Origin of the sequence: Rhizobium azibense (assembly GCF_004342325.1) — a bacterium.
In the GTDB taxonomy this organism is placed as follows: Bacteria; Pseudomonadota; Alphaproteobacteria; order Rhizobiales; family Rhizobiaceae; genus Rhizobium; species Rhizobium etli_B.
This window is the reverse complement of sequence record NZ_SMBJ01000002.1, coordinates 563,583-576,831: the sequence shown is the minus strand read 5'-3', so window position 1 is coordinate 576,831 and position 13,249 is coordinate 563,583. Positions and strand designations below refer to the sequence as shown.

Annotated in this window: 14 protein-coding genes; 11 read left to right on the top strand and 3 right to left on the bottom strand. The window is 59.2% G+C overall.

Annotated features, from left to right (window positions below; translation table 11 throughout):
- From EV130_RS06815 to EV130_RS06795, 5 genes are all read left to right on the top strand, one after another.
- Entirely contained in the window at nt 1-1,053 is a 1,053-nt protein-coding gene (locus EV130_RS06815) for an ABC transporter permease (protein ID WP_074065126.1), read from the top strand.
- A gap of 110 nt (nt 1,054-1,163) precedes the next feature.
- Nucleotides 1,164-2,111 carry a D-ribose ABC transporter substrate-binding protein gene (locus EV130_RS06810; RefSeq protein WP_074065125.1) on the top strand — a complete coding sequence of 316 codons (948 nt, stop codon included), beginning with the start codon at nt 1,164-1,166 and terminating at the stop codon, nt 2,109-2,111.
- Between the two features lie 183 nt (nt 2,112-2,294).
- Nucleotides 2,295-3,137 carry a DeoR/GlpR family DNA-binding transcription regulator gene (locus tag EV130_RS06805; protein ID WP_074065124.1) on the top strand — a complete coding sequence of 281 codons (843 nt, stop codon included), beginning with the start codon at nt 2,295-2,297 and terminating at the stop codon, nt 3,135-3,137.
- Nucleotides 3,138-3,174: 37 nt separating this feature from the next.
- Nucleotides 3,175-4,725, top strand: coding sequence for an FGGY-family carbohydrate kinase (locus tag EV130_RS06800; protein WP_132659718.1), 1,551 nt, complete (start codon nt 3,175-3,177; stop codon nt 4,723-4,725).
- 22 nt (nt 4,726-4,747) lie between these two features.
- Nucleotides 4,748-6,493, top strand: coding sequence for a glycerol-3-phosphate dehydrogenase/oxidase (locus tag EV130_RS06795; RefSeq protein ID WP_132659716.1), 1,746 nt, complete (start codon nt 4,748-4,750; stop codon nt 6,491-6,493).
- Nucleotides 6,494-6,501: 8 nt separating this feature from the next.
- Here EV130_RS06795 and fba read toward each other — a convergent pair whose 3' ends face one another.
- Entirely contained in the window at nt 6,502-7,566 is a 1,065-nt protein-coding gene (gene fba / locus EV130_RS06790) for a class II fructose-bisphosphate aldolase (RefSeq protein WP_132551802.1), read from the bottom strand.
- Nucleotides 7,567-7,987: 421 nt separating this feature from the next.
- On the opposite strand from fba, the gene EV130_RS06785 reads away from it, so the two are divergent.
- Nucleotides 7,988-8,764, top strand: a complete 777-nt coding sequence (locus EV130_RS06785) for a transporter substrate-binding domain-containing protein (RefSeq protein WP_132659714.1) — start codon at nt 7,988-7,990, stop codon at nt 8,762-8,764.
- On the opposite strand, the gene EV130_RS33230 is transcribed toward EV130_RS06785, so the two are convergent.
- Nucleotides 8,703-9,209: a hypothetical protein gene (locus EV130_RS33230; protein WP_245520036.1), complete on the bottom strand. Its 507-nt coding sequence runs from the start codon at nt 9,207-9,209 to the stop codon at nt 8,703-8,705. The two genes, EV130_RS06785 and EV130_RS33230, sit on opposite strands and share 62 nt — an antisense overlap.
- Here EV130_RS33230 and EV130_RS06780 point away from each other — a divergent pair.
- The gene (locus EV130_RS06780; protein WP_245520033.1) at nt 9,103-9,456 is read left to right on the top strand and encodes a low affinity iron permease family protein; all 354 of its coding nucleotides are present in this window, start codon (nt 9,103-9,105) and stop codon (nt 9,454-9,456) included. The two genes, EV130_RS33230 and EV130_RS06780, sit on opposite strands and share 107 nt — an antisense overlap.
- A gap of 53 nt (nt 9,457-9,509) precedes the next feature.
- On the opposite strand, the gene EV130_RS06775 is transcribed toward EV130_RS06780, so the two are convergent.
- On the bottom strand, nt 9,510-9,995 hold the full coding sequence (locus EV130_RS06775; protein WP_132551900.1) for an Lrp/AsnC family transcriptional regulator: 486 nt from the start codon (nt 9,993-9,995) through the stop codon (nt 9,510-9,512).
- 170 nt (nt 9,996-10,165) lie between these two features.
- Here EV130_RS06775 and EV130_RS06770 point away from each other — a divergent pair, with 170 nt between their 5' ends.
- Genes EV130_RS06770 through EV130_RS06755 form a run of 4 tightly spaced genes read left to right on the top strand, consistent with a single transcriptional unit; the run spans nt 10,166 to nt 13,218 of the window.
- Complete coding sequence (locus tag EV130_RS06770; protein ID WP_132551799.1) at nt 10,166-10,948, top strand: ABC transporter ATP-binding protein; 783 nt, start codon at nt 10,166-10,168, stop codon at nt 10,946-10,948.
- A 45-nt stretch (nt 10,949-10,993) separates the two neighbouring features.
- Entirely contained in the window at nt 10,994-11,767 is a 774-nt protein-coding gene (locus tag EV130_RS06765) for a transporter substrate-binding domain-containing protein (RefSeq protein WP_074065115.1), read from the top strand.
- 23 nt (nt 11,768-11,790) lie between these two features.
- Nucleotides 11,791-12,516, top strand: a complete 726-nt coding sequence (locus EV130_RS06760) for an ABC transporter permease (RefSeq protein WP_074065114.1) — start codon at nt 11,791-11,793, stop codon at nt 12,514-12,516.
- A 12-nt stretch (nt 12,517-12,528) separates the two neighbouring features.
- Nucleotides 12,529-13,218: an ABC transporter permease gene (locus EV130_RS06755; RefSeq protein ID WP_132659712.1), complete on the top strand. Its 690-nt coding sequence runs from the start codon at nt 12,529-12,531 to the stop codon at nt 13,216-13,218.
- The last annotated feature ends 31 nt before the right edge of the window (nt 13,219-13,249 follow it).

The following is a 13,249-nucleotide window of genomic DNA, read 5'->3' as shown; positions in this document are numbered from 1 at the left end:
ATGTCAGTCACAAACATCGCCGAGAAAAAGTCAGTATCCTCCGGGCCGTCGCGCAATACCAACGTGGTGCGTCTCATCCTGGAAGGCCGGGCATTCTTTGCGCTGATCGTCATCATCACAGTCTTCTCGTTCCTGTCGCCCTATTATTTCACGCTGAACAACTTCCTGATCATGGCCTCGCACGTGGCGATCTTTGGCATTTTGGCAATCGGCATGCTGCTGGTGATCCTGAACGGCGGCATCGACCTGTCGGTGGGCTCGACGCTGGGGCTTGCAGGCTGCATCGCCGGCTTCATGATGCAAGGCGTCACCCTCAGCTATTTTGGTGTCATCCTCTATCCGCCGGTCTGGGCCGTCGTCGTCATCACATGTGCGCTTGGTGCGTTGGTGGGTGCCGTCAACGGCGTGCTGATCGCTTACCTCAAGGTGCCGGCCTTCGTCGCTTCGCTGGGTGTGCTCTATGTCGCGCGCGGTATTGCGCTTCTGATGACCAATGGACTGACCTACAACAATCTCGGCGGCCGGCCGGAGCTCGGCAATACCGGGTTCGATTGGCTCGGCTTCAACCGGCTCGGAGGTATTCCGATCGGCGTGATCGTGCTTGCGGTTCTGGCAATCATCTGCGGCATCGTGCTGAGCCGCACGGCCTTCGGCCGTTGGCTCTATGCCTCGGGTGGTAACGAACGTGCGGCCGACCTTTCGGGTGTTCCGGTCAAGCGCGTCAAGATCGTCGTCTATGTGCTGTCAGGTGCCTGTGCCGCGATCGCCGGCCTGGTGCTGTCGTCGCAACTGACCTCCGCCGGTCCAACTGCCGGCACCACGTACGAACTGACGGCTATCGCAGCCGTCGTCATCGGTGGTGCGGCGCTGACGGGCGGCCGCGGTACGGTTCGCGGCACCATGCTCGGGGCCTTCGTCATAGGCTTCCTTTCGGACGGCCTCGTCATCATCGGCGTCTCGGCCTACTGGCAGACCGTCTTCACCGGGGCGGTGATCGTTCTTGCCGTCCTCATGAACAGCATCCAATACGGCCGCCGGGTCAAATCGTCTTGATGGCCGCGACTGAACTTATCCGCGACGGCAGGCTGAATTCCATGAAGGCCGATTGGGGAAAGCACCGCCGGTCTCCGGCAATAACTGAGCTCACTAATGGGAGAGAGACTATGTTTAAAAAAGGCATGCGCATTCTTCTCGCCGCCGCCACTGTGGCACCGCTTCTTGCAAGCTCGGCTTGGGCGGCTGGGATGATGACGATCATCGTCAACGACCCGTCGAACCCTTACTGGTTGACCGAAGGCAACGTTGCCAAAGCCGCCGCCGAAAAGCTTGGCTATACCGCCTCCGTCAGCGCACACAAGGGAGATACCAACACAGAAAGCAACCTGATCGATACGGCCATTACCAACAAGTCCGTTGCGATTATCCTCGATCCGGCGAATGCTGACGGCTCCGTCGGTGCGGTGAAGAAGGCCGTTGCCGCAGGCATTCCGGTCATTCTCGTCAATGCGGAAATCAACCAGGAAGGCCTTGCGAAGGCCCAGCTCGTTTCCAACAACGCCCAAGGTGCTGCACTTGGTGCCCAGCAATGGGTCGAAGCTATCGGCGACAAGGGCAACTATGCCGAACTGTTCGGCGCACCGTCCGACAACAATGCCGCGACCCGCTCAAACGGCTACGAGACTGTGCTTTCGCAATATCCGGACCTGAAGAAGGCTGCCAAGGAAGTCGCCAACTGGGATCGTACTCAGGGCCATAACAAGATGCAGTCCATGCTGCAGGCAAACCCTGACATCGTCGGCGTCATCTCTGGCAACGACGAAATGGCGCTGGGCGCAATCGCCGCTCTCAAGGAAGCCGGCAAGCTCGCCAACATCAAGGTCGGCGGCTTTGACGGCTCTCCGGATGCTGTTGCAGCCATCAAGGCGGGCGAACTCCAATACACCGTCCTGCAGCCGGTTGCTGTATTTTCCGAAGAAGCGGTGAAGCAGGCAGACAGCATCATCAAGACCGGCAACACCGGTGCCAAGAGCGAAAAACAGCTCTTCGATTGCCTGCTGATCACCAAGGACAATGTGGACAAGTACACGGGTCCGTTCGTCCTGTCGCAGTAATCGTCGAAGGGGCGCTCGAAAAGGCGCCCCAATTCAGTGCCGGCGGCACAGGCCGCTCAGCGTTCTCATGCCGGAACTCGGGGCCGGAACCGCCGGGCCGCAACCGCCATGTCGCCTCTTTTGCCTTGGGGCGGCAATCACTGTACGAAGCTGGAATCCAAAGTTCAGCGACAAGGGTGACTTGTGACACAAAAGACGAGCCAGGGCGACGATCTGTTGGACCAGCTTACGAGCGACAGCCGCCAGACGCGCCAGATCGCTCGCCGGCGCATGATTGCCGAGGCCGTAATGAATGAAGGCTCCATGCGGATAGAAGACCTCACCGACCGTTTCGGGATCAGCCTGATGACTGCTCATCGTGACGTGGACGAACTTGTCAGCCGCGGTCTCTTCAGGAAGACACGGGGCATCGTCACTGCGGCTGCCACCAATCTCATCGAATCAAGCGAGGTCTATCGCGCGAACCGCCAATCGGCGGAGAAGAAGCTGATCGCCGAAGCGGCGATGCAGTTCGTTGAGCCGGGCCAGGCCATTTTTTTCGATGATTCGACCACGGTCCTACAGATGGCGGCGCATCTGCCGTCGAAAGTGCCGGTCACGGCAATCACCAATTCGCTGACGCTCATGAATGCGCTGAAGGGCATGCGCGACGTGACGCTGCTTGCGCTCGGCGGACAGTATTACAACTGGTGTAACGCCTTCATGGGTCGCATGACCATCAACGAGATCAGGGGTCTCAGGGCCGATGTCGCGTTCATCTCCATGTCGGCGATCAGCGACGGCACCGTGCTGCACCAATCGCCGGAGACGGTCGACACCAAGCGTGCGATGTTCGACTGTTCCGTCAAGCGCATCCTGCTTGCCGATCACACGAAGTTCGAGCAGCGGGCGCTTCACAGTTTCGCGGCACTGGACGAGTTCGACGTCGTCATCGTCGACGAAAAGACGCAGCCGGTGCACATCGACCGCATGCGGTCGCGAGATATCAACGTCGTCATCGCCAAGGGCGCCGGAGGGCGCTCGTGAGCGGACAAGGCCGTTGCTGGTAGCGAGGTAGAAGCGAATGCCGAGTCTGCTCGGGATCGATAGTGGCCTGACGGTCACCAAGGCTGTCATCTTCGATATCGACGGAACGCCGCTCGCAGTCGCCCGGCGCCGCGTCACGCAGTTTATCCCAAAGGCCCGCCATATCGAGCGGGACATGGACGAATTGTGGAGCGCGACGGCAGACGCGGTTCGGGAGGCGATCACCCTCAGCAATCGGCCGGCAAGCGACATCCAGGGCATCGCCGCAACGGCCCACGGGGATGGCATCTACCTGCTCGACCATGATCGGATACCTTTGGGCCGGGCCATCCTGTCTCTGGATAGCCGGGCCGTCACCATCGTCGATCAATGGATGGAAGCCAATGTCGCCGACCAAGCCATCGAGCTCACCGGGCAGATCCCGCATGTCTCCGCACCATCGACACTCCTTGCCTGGATCCGGGATATGGAACCCGACCGGTTCAAACGCATTGGTCATTTCCTGAGCTGCAAGGACTGGCTGCGATATTGCCTGACCGGCATCCTCGGTACGGACCGCACCGAGGCAAGTACCTCCTTTACCGACGTAAAGACGCAGGAATACAGCCACGAGGCGCTGAGGCTTTTTGGGCTGCAGGGGCTTGTCCATGCTCTGCCGCCGGCCGCTCGTTCTGATCAGATCGTCGGGCGGGTGACACGTGAGGCGGCGCATTTGACCGGCCTTGCAAAGGGAACGCCGGTCGTTGCCGGGCTGCATGACGTCACGGCCTCGGCGCTCGGAGCGGGCGGCTATGCCAAGGGCGTCGTCGCCGTCATTGCCGGAACCTATTCGATCAATGAGACGCTATCGTCGGTGCCGCGGGTCGACCGGCGTTGGTTCTGCCGCAATGGCATTGCGCCCGGCATCTGGAACAACATGTCGATCTCGCCGGCATCGACGGCGAACTACGACTGGTTTCTCGACAAGCTGTGCGCCGGCGAGCGGACGAAGGGCGAGGCGCAAGGCAGGTCCATTCACGCTTTGCTCGCGTCGGAAATCGACGCGGCTTTTGATCGGCCATCGACGGCGCTCTTCCATCCTTACCTGTTCGGTTCGCCTTATGGTGCTTCGGCAAGTGCCGGCTTCTTCGGTCTCGGCGGCTGGCACGATCGAGGCGACATGCTGCGGGCCGTGCTTGAAGGTATCGCTTTCAATCATCGCATTCATGTCGACGCACTCGGCGACGGCTTTGCATTGAAAGAGGCAAGGCTTGCCGGTGGTGTCTCGCGCAACCCGCTGGTCGTCCAGATGTTTGCCGATGTGCTCGGTTTACCGGTGACCGTGACCGAAACGGATGAGGCTGCCGCCTGGGGTGCTGCTCTTTGCGCCGGATCGGGCGCCGGCGTTTATGCTGATCCGCAAAGCGATCCCAGCGATTTTACCCGCTTGGCGAAGACCTGCCGGCCCGATGCGGCACGCAGCGCGGACTACGACAAACGCTACCGGGTCTTCCGCCAGATCGCCGAGGCCATGATGCCCCTTTGGCCGAAAATTGCCGGCCTTGCGGCGGAGCAATCGGTACGAGACAGACCTCCGGCACAGATGTAGTGCCATTTAGGACGACAAGATCATGACACCCGACATGCAGCAGCGCTTCTCGAACCTTGGAGAGGGCGATATTGACGTTTTGATCATCGGAGCGGGCATCAACGGTGCCGGACTGTTTCGCGACCTTTCGGCCCAGGGCGTCAATTGCATGATCGTCGACAAGGCCGATTTCGGCTCCGGGACGAGTGCTGCGCCATCGCGGCTTATTCACGGCGGGCTCAAATATCTCGAGACGGGCGAGTTCGGCTTGGTCGCCCAGTCGACGTTGGAGCGCAATTTGCTGCTGAAGAACGCTCCCCATTGTGTCGAGCCGGTGCCTACTTTCATACCGGTCTTTTCCTGGACACGGGGTATTTGGGCGGCGCTGCGCACGCTGTTTGGCTCCAGGACCGCGCCGCGCAGCCGGGGGGCTATTCTCGTCAAGATCGGGCTTAGGCTCTATGATTTCTTTGGATCACGCGACCAGGTCATGCCGCGCCATCGGCTGATCCTGAAAAAGAAGGCGCGCAAGGAAATGCCGCATCTCACTCCGGCAATCGTGGCCGGCGGAATTTATTACGACGCCAAGATCAGCAGGCCCGAGCGGCTCGTGTGCGAATTGGTCATGGATGGGCTGGAGGCAAATGCGAGGTGCCTTGCCGCCAATTTCACGACGCTTACGGCAGTCTCCGGCGGGCGCTTGACATTCAGGCGGCCGGATGGCGGCGAGTTTGCAATCTCTCCCAAACTGGTTGTGAACGCCGCCGGTCCCTGGATCGATCAGGTCAATGGAGCACTCGGCGCTCCCTCTCGCTTGATCGGCGGTACCAAGGGTTCCCACGTTCTCATGGATCATCCCGAGCTGGTTCGCAGCCTGAACGGCCACATGATCTATTTCGAGGCTGACGATGGGCGCATCTGCCTCGTCTACAGCTATCTCGGGATGGCGCTCGTCGGTTCCACCGATATCCCTGCCGACGACCCGGACAATGTCCGTTGTGAGGAACCGGAGACCGAATACTTCCTCGATAGCCTCCGCTCGCTGCTGCCGACGCTTCGCTTCGATCGTGATCAGATCGTCTACAGTTATAGCGGCATCCGCCCGCTGCCGGCCTCGAACGCGACCGCCCCGGGGCTGATCAGTCGCGATCATTCCGCCCCGGCGAAGGAGCCGGAAGAAGGTAGACCTTTTCCGATCATCTCGCTGGTCGGCGGAAAGTGGACCACGTTCCGCGGCTTTGCCGAGGAAGTCGCCGATGCGCTTCTCGCGCGCCTGCAGCATGGTCGCAAGCAATCGACCCGCTACATGCCGATCGGAGGTGGAAAGGCCTTCCCAACGGATGTGCAGCAACGAAGCGTCTGGATCAGGGATATCGCGGCGCGGACAGGCGCATCTTTTGAGCGCGTGGAGGAGCTGCTTGGCCGCTACGGAACGACGGCTGCGGCCGTTCTTTTTTTCTCGTCGGCATATTCGGATGAACAGCGGCTGACGGGCGCGGAGCACTACAGCGTCAAGGAAATCGACTGGATTGCTCGAAACGAACTCGTTGTACACCTTTCAGATATCGTCCTTCGGCGCACGACGCTTGCTATCGAAGGCCGCTTGCAGCTCGAAGGATTGCGGGAAATCGCCGGCATCGCCGGGGCTGCGCTCGGCTGGAACGGCGAACGCATTGCAAGTGAAATCGACGACGTCGTCGACCAGCTTGAAAGATTTCACGGCCAGACGTTGGCAAGCAGGATGCCTGCCGCCGGGCCCAAGCAGGCACAGCGCCCCGCGTCAGTATAGGCTGCGGCTCAAGAAAAGACCGGATCGAGCGAACCGGATTTGTAGCGCTTGGCCATTTCCGACACAGGAAGTGGCGAAATCCGGCTTGCCATTCCGGCCGCGCCGAACTGTTCGAAGCGCTCCTTGCAGAGCTTGCTGAGCGCAGCCATCGCCGGCTTAAGATACTTGCGCGGGTCGAATTCGCTCGGATCCTCATGCAGCACTCGTCGGATCTGGCCGGTCATCGCCATCCTGCCATCGGTATCGATGTTCACCTTGCGCACGCCATTCTTGATGCCGCGCTGGATTTCCTCGACCGGCACGCCCCATGTCGGCTTCATCTGGCCGCCGTACTTGTTGATGATCTCCTGCAGCTCGATCGGAACTGACGACGAGCCGTGCATGACGAGATGCGTATTCGGCAGTTTGCGGTGGATCTCTTCGATGACGCTCATCGCCAGCACGGATCCGTCCGGCTGGCGGGTGAATTTGTAGGCACCATGCGATGTTCCCATGGCGATCGCCAGTGCGTCGACCTTGGTTTCTCTCACGAAGTTGACGGCCTCGTCGGGGTTTGTCAGCAGCTGGTCATGCGACAGCTTGCCTTCAGCGCCATGGCCGTCTTCGGCCTCGCCCATGCCGGTTTCCAGCGAGCCGAGCACGCCAAGTTCGCCCTCGACCGAGATGCCGCCGAGATGCGCCATGTCCGTCACCGTCCTGGTGACGCCGACATTGTAGGCCCAGTCAGCGGGCGTCTTGGCATCCGCCTTCAGCGAACCGTCCATCATCACCGAGGTAAAGCCTGCCTGGATCGCCGTCATGCAGCTCGACGGATCGTTGCCGTGATCGAGATGTACGCAGACCGGAATATGCGGATAGATCTCGACGACGGCATCCATCATGTGCTTCAGCATGATGTCGTTGGCGTAGGCGCGCGCTCCGCGCGACGCCTGCATGATAACCGGTGCATGAGTCGCGTCCGCCGCCTCCATGATGGCGAGTGCCTGCTCCATGTTGTTGATGTTGAAAGCGGGAACGCCGTAGCCCTCCTCCGCAGCATGATCGAGCAGCTGCCTCAGCGTGATGCGTGCCATCTAAGATTTTCCCCATATCGATGGTCGTACGGAACGCCATCTGTCGAAAGTAGACCCGGGCGCGCCGGCTGTTGGCGCGCCCGATCGGTAAAGGGCAGAATGACATAGGAGGAGGAATGTAACAAGCGGTAACAACAATATCACAAACAGTATGATATTTGGGGCATATTTGCATGCGCTCGAATGTCAGCAGCAGTGACCAGCAGGCGGTCGTCCTAAAAGTGCTTGCCCGGTTCTTCGTCCAGCGAAGAATTGGCGGGCAGAAAGACGGCCGCGCTCTCTCACTGAAACTGCAGCCGTTGGTCGTCGAGCCAACGCGTGCAGGCGAGGGAGTGACAAATCCTGGCTGCGCCAGTAATCTCACGCCAAAGTAGTTGGGAATCCCGCGGCAACAACAGACACAACCCGATAACGAGGAACCATGAAGCGAACCTGTCTTGCGGCTACCTTGGTGGTGGCGTGGAGCCTGACATCGGCGATGACCTTCGCGGCAGATGAGGCTCTATCGGAAATCAAAAAGTCTGGCGTGATCAAGATCGGCACGACGGGTGACTACAAGCCCTTCAGCTACAAGGCTGCTGACGGCACCCTCACTGGTGCCGACATCGCCATGGCCAAGGATCTTGCCGCCGATCTCGGCGTCAAGCCGAGCTTCGTTATCACGACCTGGAAAACCATGCTGGACGATTTCAAGGCCGGCAAGTTCGACATGGCACTCGGCGGCATTACCGTAAACGCCGCGCGTGACGAAGTGGGCGACTTTTCGGTGCCCAACGTGACCGATGGCAAGCGACCGATTGCCCGCTGCGAGGACAAGGAGAAATACACCACGCTTGATGCGATCGACCGGCCTTCCGTACGGGTGATCGTCAACCCGGGCGGGACCAACGACAAATTCGCCCACGAGCACTTTGACGAGGCGACGATCGAGGTGTTTCCCGACAACAAGATAATTTTTGACCAGATTGCGTCGGGCAGGGCCGATGTCATGGTCACCGACGGCGTGGAGGTCGACCTGCAGTCCAAGCTGCATGACAGCGTCTTGTGCCCGGTTGCCGTCAAAGAGCCGTTCACGCATTTCCAGAATGCCTATCTGCTGCGCGAAGATCCTGCCTTGAAGGCGGCGGTGGACGCATTCATGCGCAAGCAACTGGAAAGCGGTGGCTGGAAAGCCAAGCTCGACGCGGCAATGCAGTAGGGTTTTCTGCTGCATAACGGCGGATGCGGGCACGTGGCGCTGCATCGGTGACGACATCTATCGGCTGGCCCCGCATGGCTAGATTGCCTGACGCAGCCTGGGGCTGGACGGTTTGTGCAATCGTCTCGACGTCGATGGTGCTGGCGGCTTGGTGCTTGTAACAATAGGTGACCTGGAGCTGTCGCATCAATGCGTAGTGGGTTGATTTCGTTGGCTTCCTATGGAAAATTTTCGTCACTGCATCATCTTCGACATAAGATGCTCTTATCGAAAGCTCTGCGATGGATCGACTTTTTGCTAGGTTCGCCAATGCGACCGCAAGGGCGGCTGGAAGTCCAATAGCCTTTATCCTCTGTGTGACTGTCGTGCTTGTGTGGGCTGTGTCAGGGCCGTTTTTCCAGTTTTCCGAGACGTGGCAATTGGTGATCAATACCGGCACAACCATCGTCACCTTCCTGATGGTGTTCGTGATTCAGAACACTCAAAATAGAGATGGTGCTGCGCTTCAGACGAAGCTCGATGAACTCATCCGCTCATCGGATGCCGGTGATGAATTCATGGGCATCGAGAAGCTGACTGACAAGGAGCTCGAAGCCCTGCATGCCAAATGCGAAAGAGCGGCAAAGCAGTCACAAGCCATGCTGGACAAAACGCGTGCCGAGAGAAAGATGCGCAAGGGGCGGGCGAAATGAGCGGCTGCGTTCGCGCCGCCTGAAAGGCCTGCGAAGACTTTCCAAGGCACGTTTCATCTGCCGGGATCATCGCAAGCGCTCAGCGGAACCAGCAGGCCCAACTTGATGTCCCTCAGCACGACATTGGTGTGCATGCGCCGGATCTGCGGGTTTTCTTTCATGATCAGCGCCGCGATGTCGTCATAATGTTCGACGTCGCGGGCCGTGACTATGGTGATCAAGTCCACCGCTCCGGTAACATAGTAGATTTGTTGGATATGATCCTGCTTTTCCGCCCAAAGGCGGAACTTCGCTAGCGCATCGTAGTTGTCACGCTCGATCTCCAATCCGGCGATGAACACCATCGGTGTGCCTGTCGCCTTGCGATCGACGACGGCTACTTCTGCCTTGATGATGCCGTCCTCTCGCAGGCGTTTCAGGCGCCGCTGCACCGCAGAAGTCGAAAGCCCCACCTTTTCAGCGATAGTTTCCGCTGTCAGCTGACAATTGCGCTGAATGATGTCGAGAATGTCGCGGTCAAAGCCGTCCAATCTTTCCATGCTGCTCCTCCGCCACGTCGGCAAAATTACCCGGCGACACCGGCGTTCTGTCTTATTTAAAGCGCAAGAAATGAATTTTTGCATATTATAGGCAAAACAATCATTATTTGCGCGCAAAAACCGCAGCTGTCCGCGATATTCTGCGAACATTATCTGAACCGGTACAGCGCATGACAAAACCGTCCTTTCAGGCACTTCGTGTGGTTGACCTCCACAAGAGCTTTGGCCTGCATGAAGTCCTCAAGGGCATCTCGACAACGGCCTCTAAAGGCGACGTGATTTCGATCATAGGTTCGTCTGGCTCTGGCAAGAGCACATTTCTGCGCTGCATCAATTTGCTCGAGATGCCCGATCGGGGCCGCATTGTCCTGAACGGCGAGGAAATCGCCTTGAAACGCAGCCGCAGCGGGCGGATGCAGCCGGTAAACTGGCGGCAGATCGAGCGGTTGCGCACCGGTCTTGGCATGGTTTTCCAGAACTTCAATCTCTGGGCACATCGAACAGTGCTCGAGAACGTCATCGAAGCACCGGTCCAGGTGATGGGACTTAATCGCCACGAGGCCATCGAGAAGGCGGACGCCCTCCTCAACAAGGTTGGCCTCTTTGAAAAGCGCGATGCTTATCCCGCCTTTCTTTCTGGCGGCCAGCAGCAACGGGCCGCCATTGCTCGGGCGCTTTGTGTCGATCCGGCCGTCTTGCTGTTCGATGAGCCGACCTCGGCACTCGACCCCGAGCTGGTGGGAGAAGTGCTCAAGGTGATCCGCGAGCTCGCGGAGGAGGGCCGTACCATGCTGATTGTCACCCATGAGATGCGCTTTGCCCGCGATGTCTCGAGCCACGTTCTCTTCCTGCATCAGGGCCTGATCGAGGAGGAGGGACCGCCTAGACAGATCTTCGACGCCCCACTCAGTGCCCGTTGCCGGGAATTCACCGGAATGCTCGCCCATCATTGATCCGCGGATCGGCCAAAGATATCCCCAAAGAGGAGAATTCAACGAATGAAACTGCTCCCTCTGCTTCTTGCCGGCGCCGCGTTTGCCGTTTCTGCCATCACGGCTCAGGCTGAAGTCCGTTTCGGCGTCATGAACGAATCGTATCCCCCTTTTTTCGCCAAGGATGCCTCCGGTGAGTGGCAGGGCTGGGAAATCGACCTGATGAACGCCGTGTGTGAGCAGATGAAGGAGAAATGCTCAGTTGTCGAGGTCTCCTGGGATGGGCTCATTCCGGCGCTGCAGAGCAAGAAGTTCGACGTCATCTGGTCGTCGATGTCAAACACTGAAGAGCGCTCGAAGGTCATCGACTTCACCGACAAATATTACAACACGCCGAGCACCTTGATCGGGCCAAAGGACCAGAAGCCGGGCGCTGCGGCCGGCGACGTGAAGGACAAGACAATCGGCATTCAGGTCTCGACCATCCAATCGGAATATTACAAGAAGTATTTCGCCGATGTCGCTGACGAGAAGACCTATCAGACCCTGGACGAGGCATTCCAGGACCTTGCAGCCGGCCGCATCGAGTATGTGTTCGGAGATTCGCTTGCTCTCGATGCATTCCTGAAGAGCGATGCGGGCAAGGATTGCTGCGCCAAGATGGGTGACGTCGCGAACGACCAAAAAATTCTCGGAGCCGGCGTTGCCGGCGGTCTGCGAAAGGAAGATCTTCAGCTCAAGGCAAAGCTGAACGCGGCGATCGCAGCCGTGCGCGCCAGTGGCAAGTACGGTGAGATAACCAAGGAATATTTCGCGCTGGATATCTACGGTACGAACTGACCGGATCGCCGACCACCCGGACGATGGCAACTGAACCACTTGGCATTTTGGACCTGCTATCCCCCTATCCGCCCGGATGGGGTGGAACCCTGCTTGTCGGTGCCGCCTCCACGATTGCCATCTCCGCCGGCGCCTTTCTTATCGGCATCCTGCTTGGGACGGCAGGCGCCCTTGGCAAGCTCTCCGGCAACAGGCTGCTTGGTCTGCTGCTCAATGTCTATACGACAGCTATCCGCGCCATTCCGGAACTGATTTTGATCGTCGGGCTCTATTATGCGGGAATGGACGGCCTTAACGCGCTTTTGGCCGGGCTCAATCTGCCCGCGATCGAAGTGAACGGCTTCGTCGTCGCCGTCGCCGTGCTCGGCTTCGTGCAGGGTGCCTACATGACGGAAGTGCTTCGAGGCGCAATTCTTGCCATCCCCGTTGGGCAGATCGACGCCGCGAAAGCCTTCGGCATGGGACCGATGCTGCGTTTGCGCCGAGTCATTCTGCCGGCATTATTACCAAATGCCCTGCCGGGCCTTGCCAATCTGTGGATGTCGGTCACCAAGGACAGCGCGCTGGTTGCCGTCGTCGGCTATCAGGAACTGGCGCTCGCCACTCGCCTGGCCGGCGCAAGCACCAAACATTATTTCATCTTCTTCCTCGCATCTGCCCTTCTCTATCTCGCCCTCACGCTCGTCTCCAATATCGTCTTCGACCTGATCGAGCGCCATGTGCGGCGCGGACAGCCGAAACTTGGCTAGGAAGCACACGGCATGACGTTTTCGTGGATAGCCTCTTACTGGTCTCTGCTATCGGCAGGCGCCGTGCAGACGTTGCTGCTTTTGGTGATCTCGGTCATCTTCGGGTTCGTCCTCGCAATCGGCCTTGCCTTCGCGCAGGTGAGCGGCGGCACGATGGCACGATGTCTCGCTCGCGGCTACTGCACCTTCTTCCGCGGCACGCCGCTGCTCATCCAGCTCTGGCTCTTCTATTACGGCATCGGTTCCCTGCTGCCGTTGATCCCAGGCCTGCGGCAGAGCCTGTTCTGGCCCATCCTGCGTGAGGGCTTCTTCTTCGCAGCCGTGAGCTTTACGCTAAACTATGCTGCCTACGAGGCAGAAGTGCTGCGCGGTGCGCTGCTCGCGGTGCCGAAGGGAGAGTTGGAAGCGGGCCGAGCCTTCGGCATGCGACCCTTCACGCTAATGCGGCGCATATGGCTGCCCCGGGCGATCCGCATCGCATTGCCGACAATCGCCGGCGAAATCGTCATGCAACTCAAAGCGACACCGCTCGCGTTCACCGTTACGGTGATGGATCTCTACGCTGTGGCGAGCAAGGTGCGTCAGGACACGCTGCTCGTTTATGAGCCGCTCATCGTCGTTACCATCTTCTATCTCATTCTCACGGCAATCATCGCTTTCGCCTTCCGCCTTCTCGAGGCGCAGGTGCCATCGCGACGCTGACGTCAAGAGGAAAAACGAACGGTCATGGTTC

What these genes read in the sequence shown, in the direction of transcription:
- EV130_RS06775 (WP_132551900.1), bottom strand. Translation starts at nt 9,995, where the DNA reads ATGGAAAGATTGGACGGCTTTGACCGCGACATTCTCGACATCATTCAG.
- EV130_RS06785 (WP_132659714.1), top strand. Translation starts at nt 7,988, where the DNA reads ATGAAGCGAACCTGTCTTGCGGCTACCTTGGTGGTGGCGTGGAGCCTG.
- EV130_RS06800 (WP_132659718.1), top strand. Translation starts at nt 3,175, where the DNA reads ATGCCGAGTCTGCTCGGGATCGATAGTGGCCTGACGGTCACCAAGGCT.
- EV130_RS06810 (WP_074065125.1), top strand. Translation starts at nt 1,164, where the DNA reads ATGTTTAAAAAAGGCATGCGCATTCTTCTCGCCGCCGCCACTGTGGCA.
- EV130_RS06795 (WP_132659716.1), top strand. Translation starts at nt 4,748, where the DNA reads ATGACACCCGACATGCAGCAGCGCTTCTCGAACCTTGGAGAGGGCGAT.
- fba (WP_132551802.1), bottom strand. Translation starts at nt 7,566, where the DNA reads ATGGCACGCATCACGCTGAGGCAGCTGCTCGATCATGCTGCGGAGGAG.
- EV130_RS06765 (WP_074065115.1), top strand. Translation starts at nt 10,994, where the DNA reads ATGAAACTGCTCCCTCTGCTTCTTGCCGGCGCCGCGTTTGCCGTTTCT.
- EV130_RS06770 (WP_132551799.1), top strand. Translation starts at nt 10,166, where the DNA reads ATGACAAAACCGTCCTTTCAGGCACTTCGTGTGGTTGACCTCCACAAG.
- EV130_RS33230 (WP_245520036.1), bottom strand. Translation starts at nt 9,209, where the DNA reads ATGGTTGTGCCGGTATTGATCACCAATTGCCACGTCTCGGAAAACTGG.
- EV130_RS06755 (WP_132659712.1), top strand. Translation starts at nt 12,529, where the DNA reads ATGACGTTTTCGTGGATAGCCTCTTACTGGTCTCTGCTATCGGCAGGC.
- EV130_RS06815 (WP_074065126.1), top strand. Translation starts at nt 1, where the DNA reads ATGTCAGTCACAAACATCGCCGAGAAAAAGTCAGTATCCTCCGGGCCG.
- EV130_RS06760 (WP_074065114.1), top strand. Translation starts at nt 11,791, where the DNA reads ATGGCAACTGAACCACTTGGCATTTTGGACCTGCTATCCCCCTATCCG.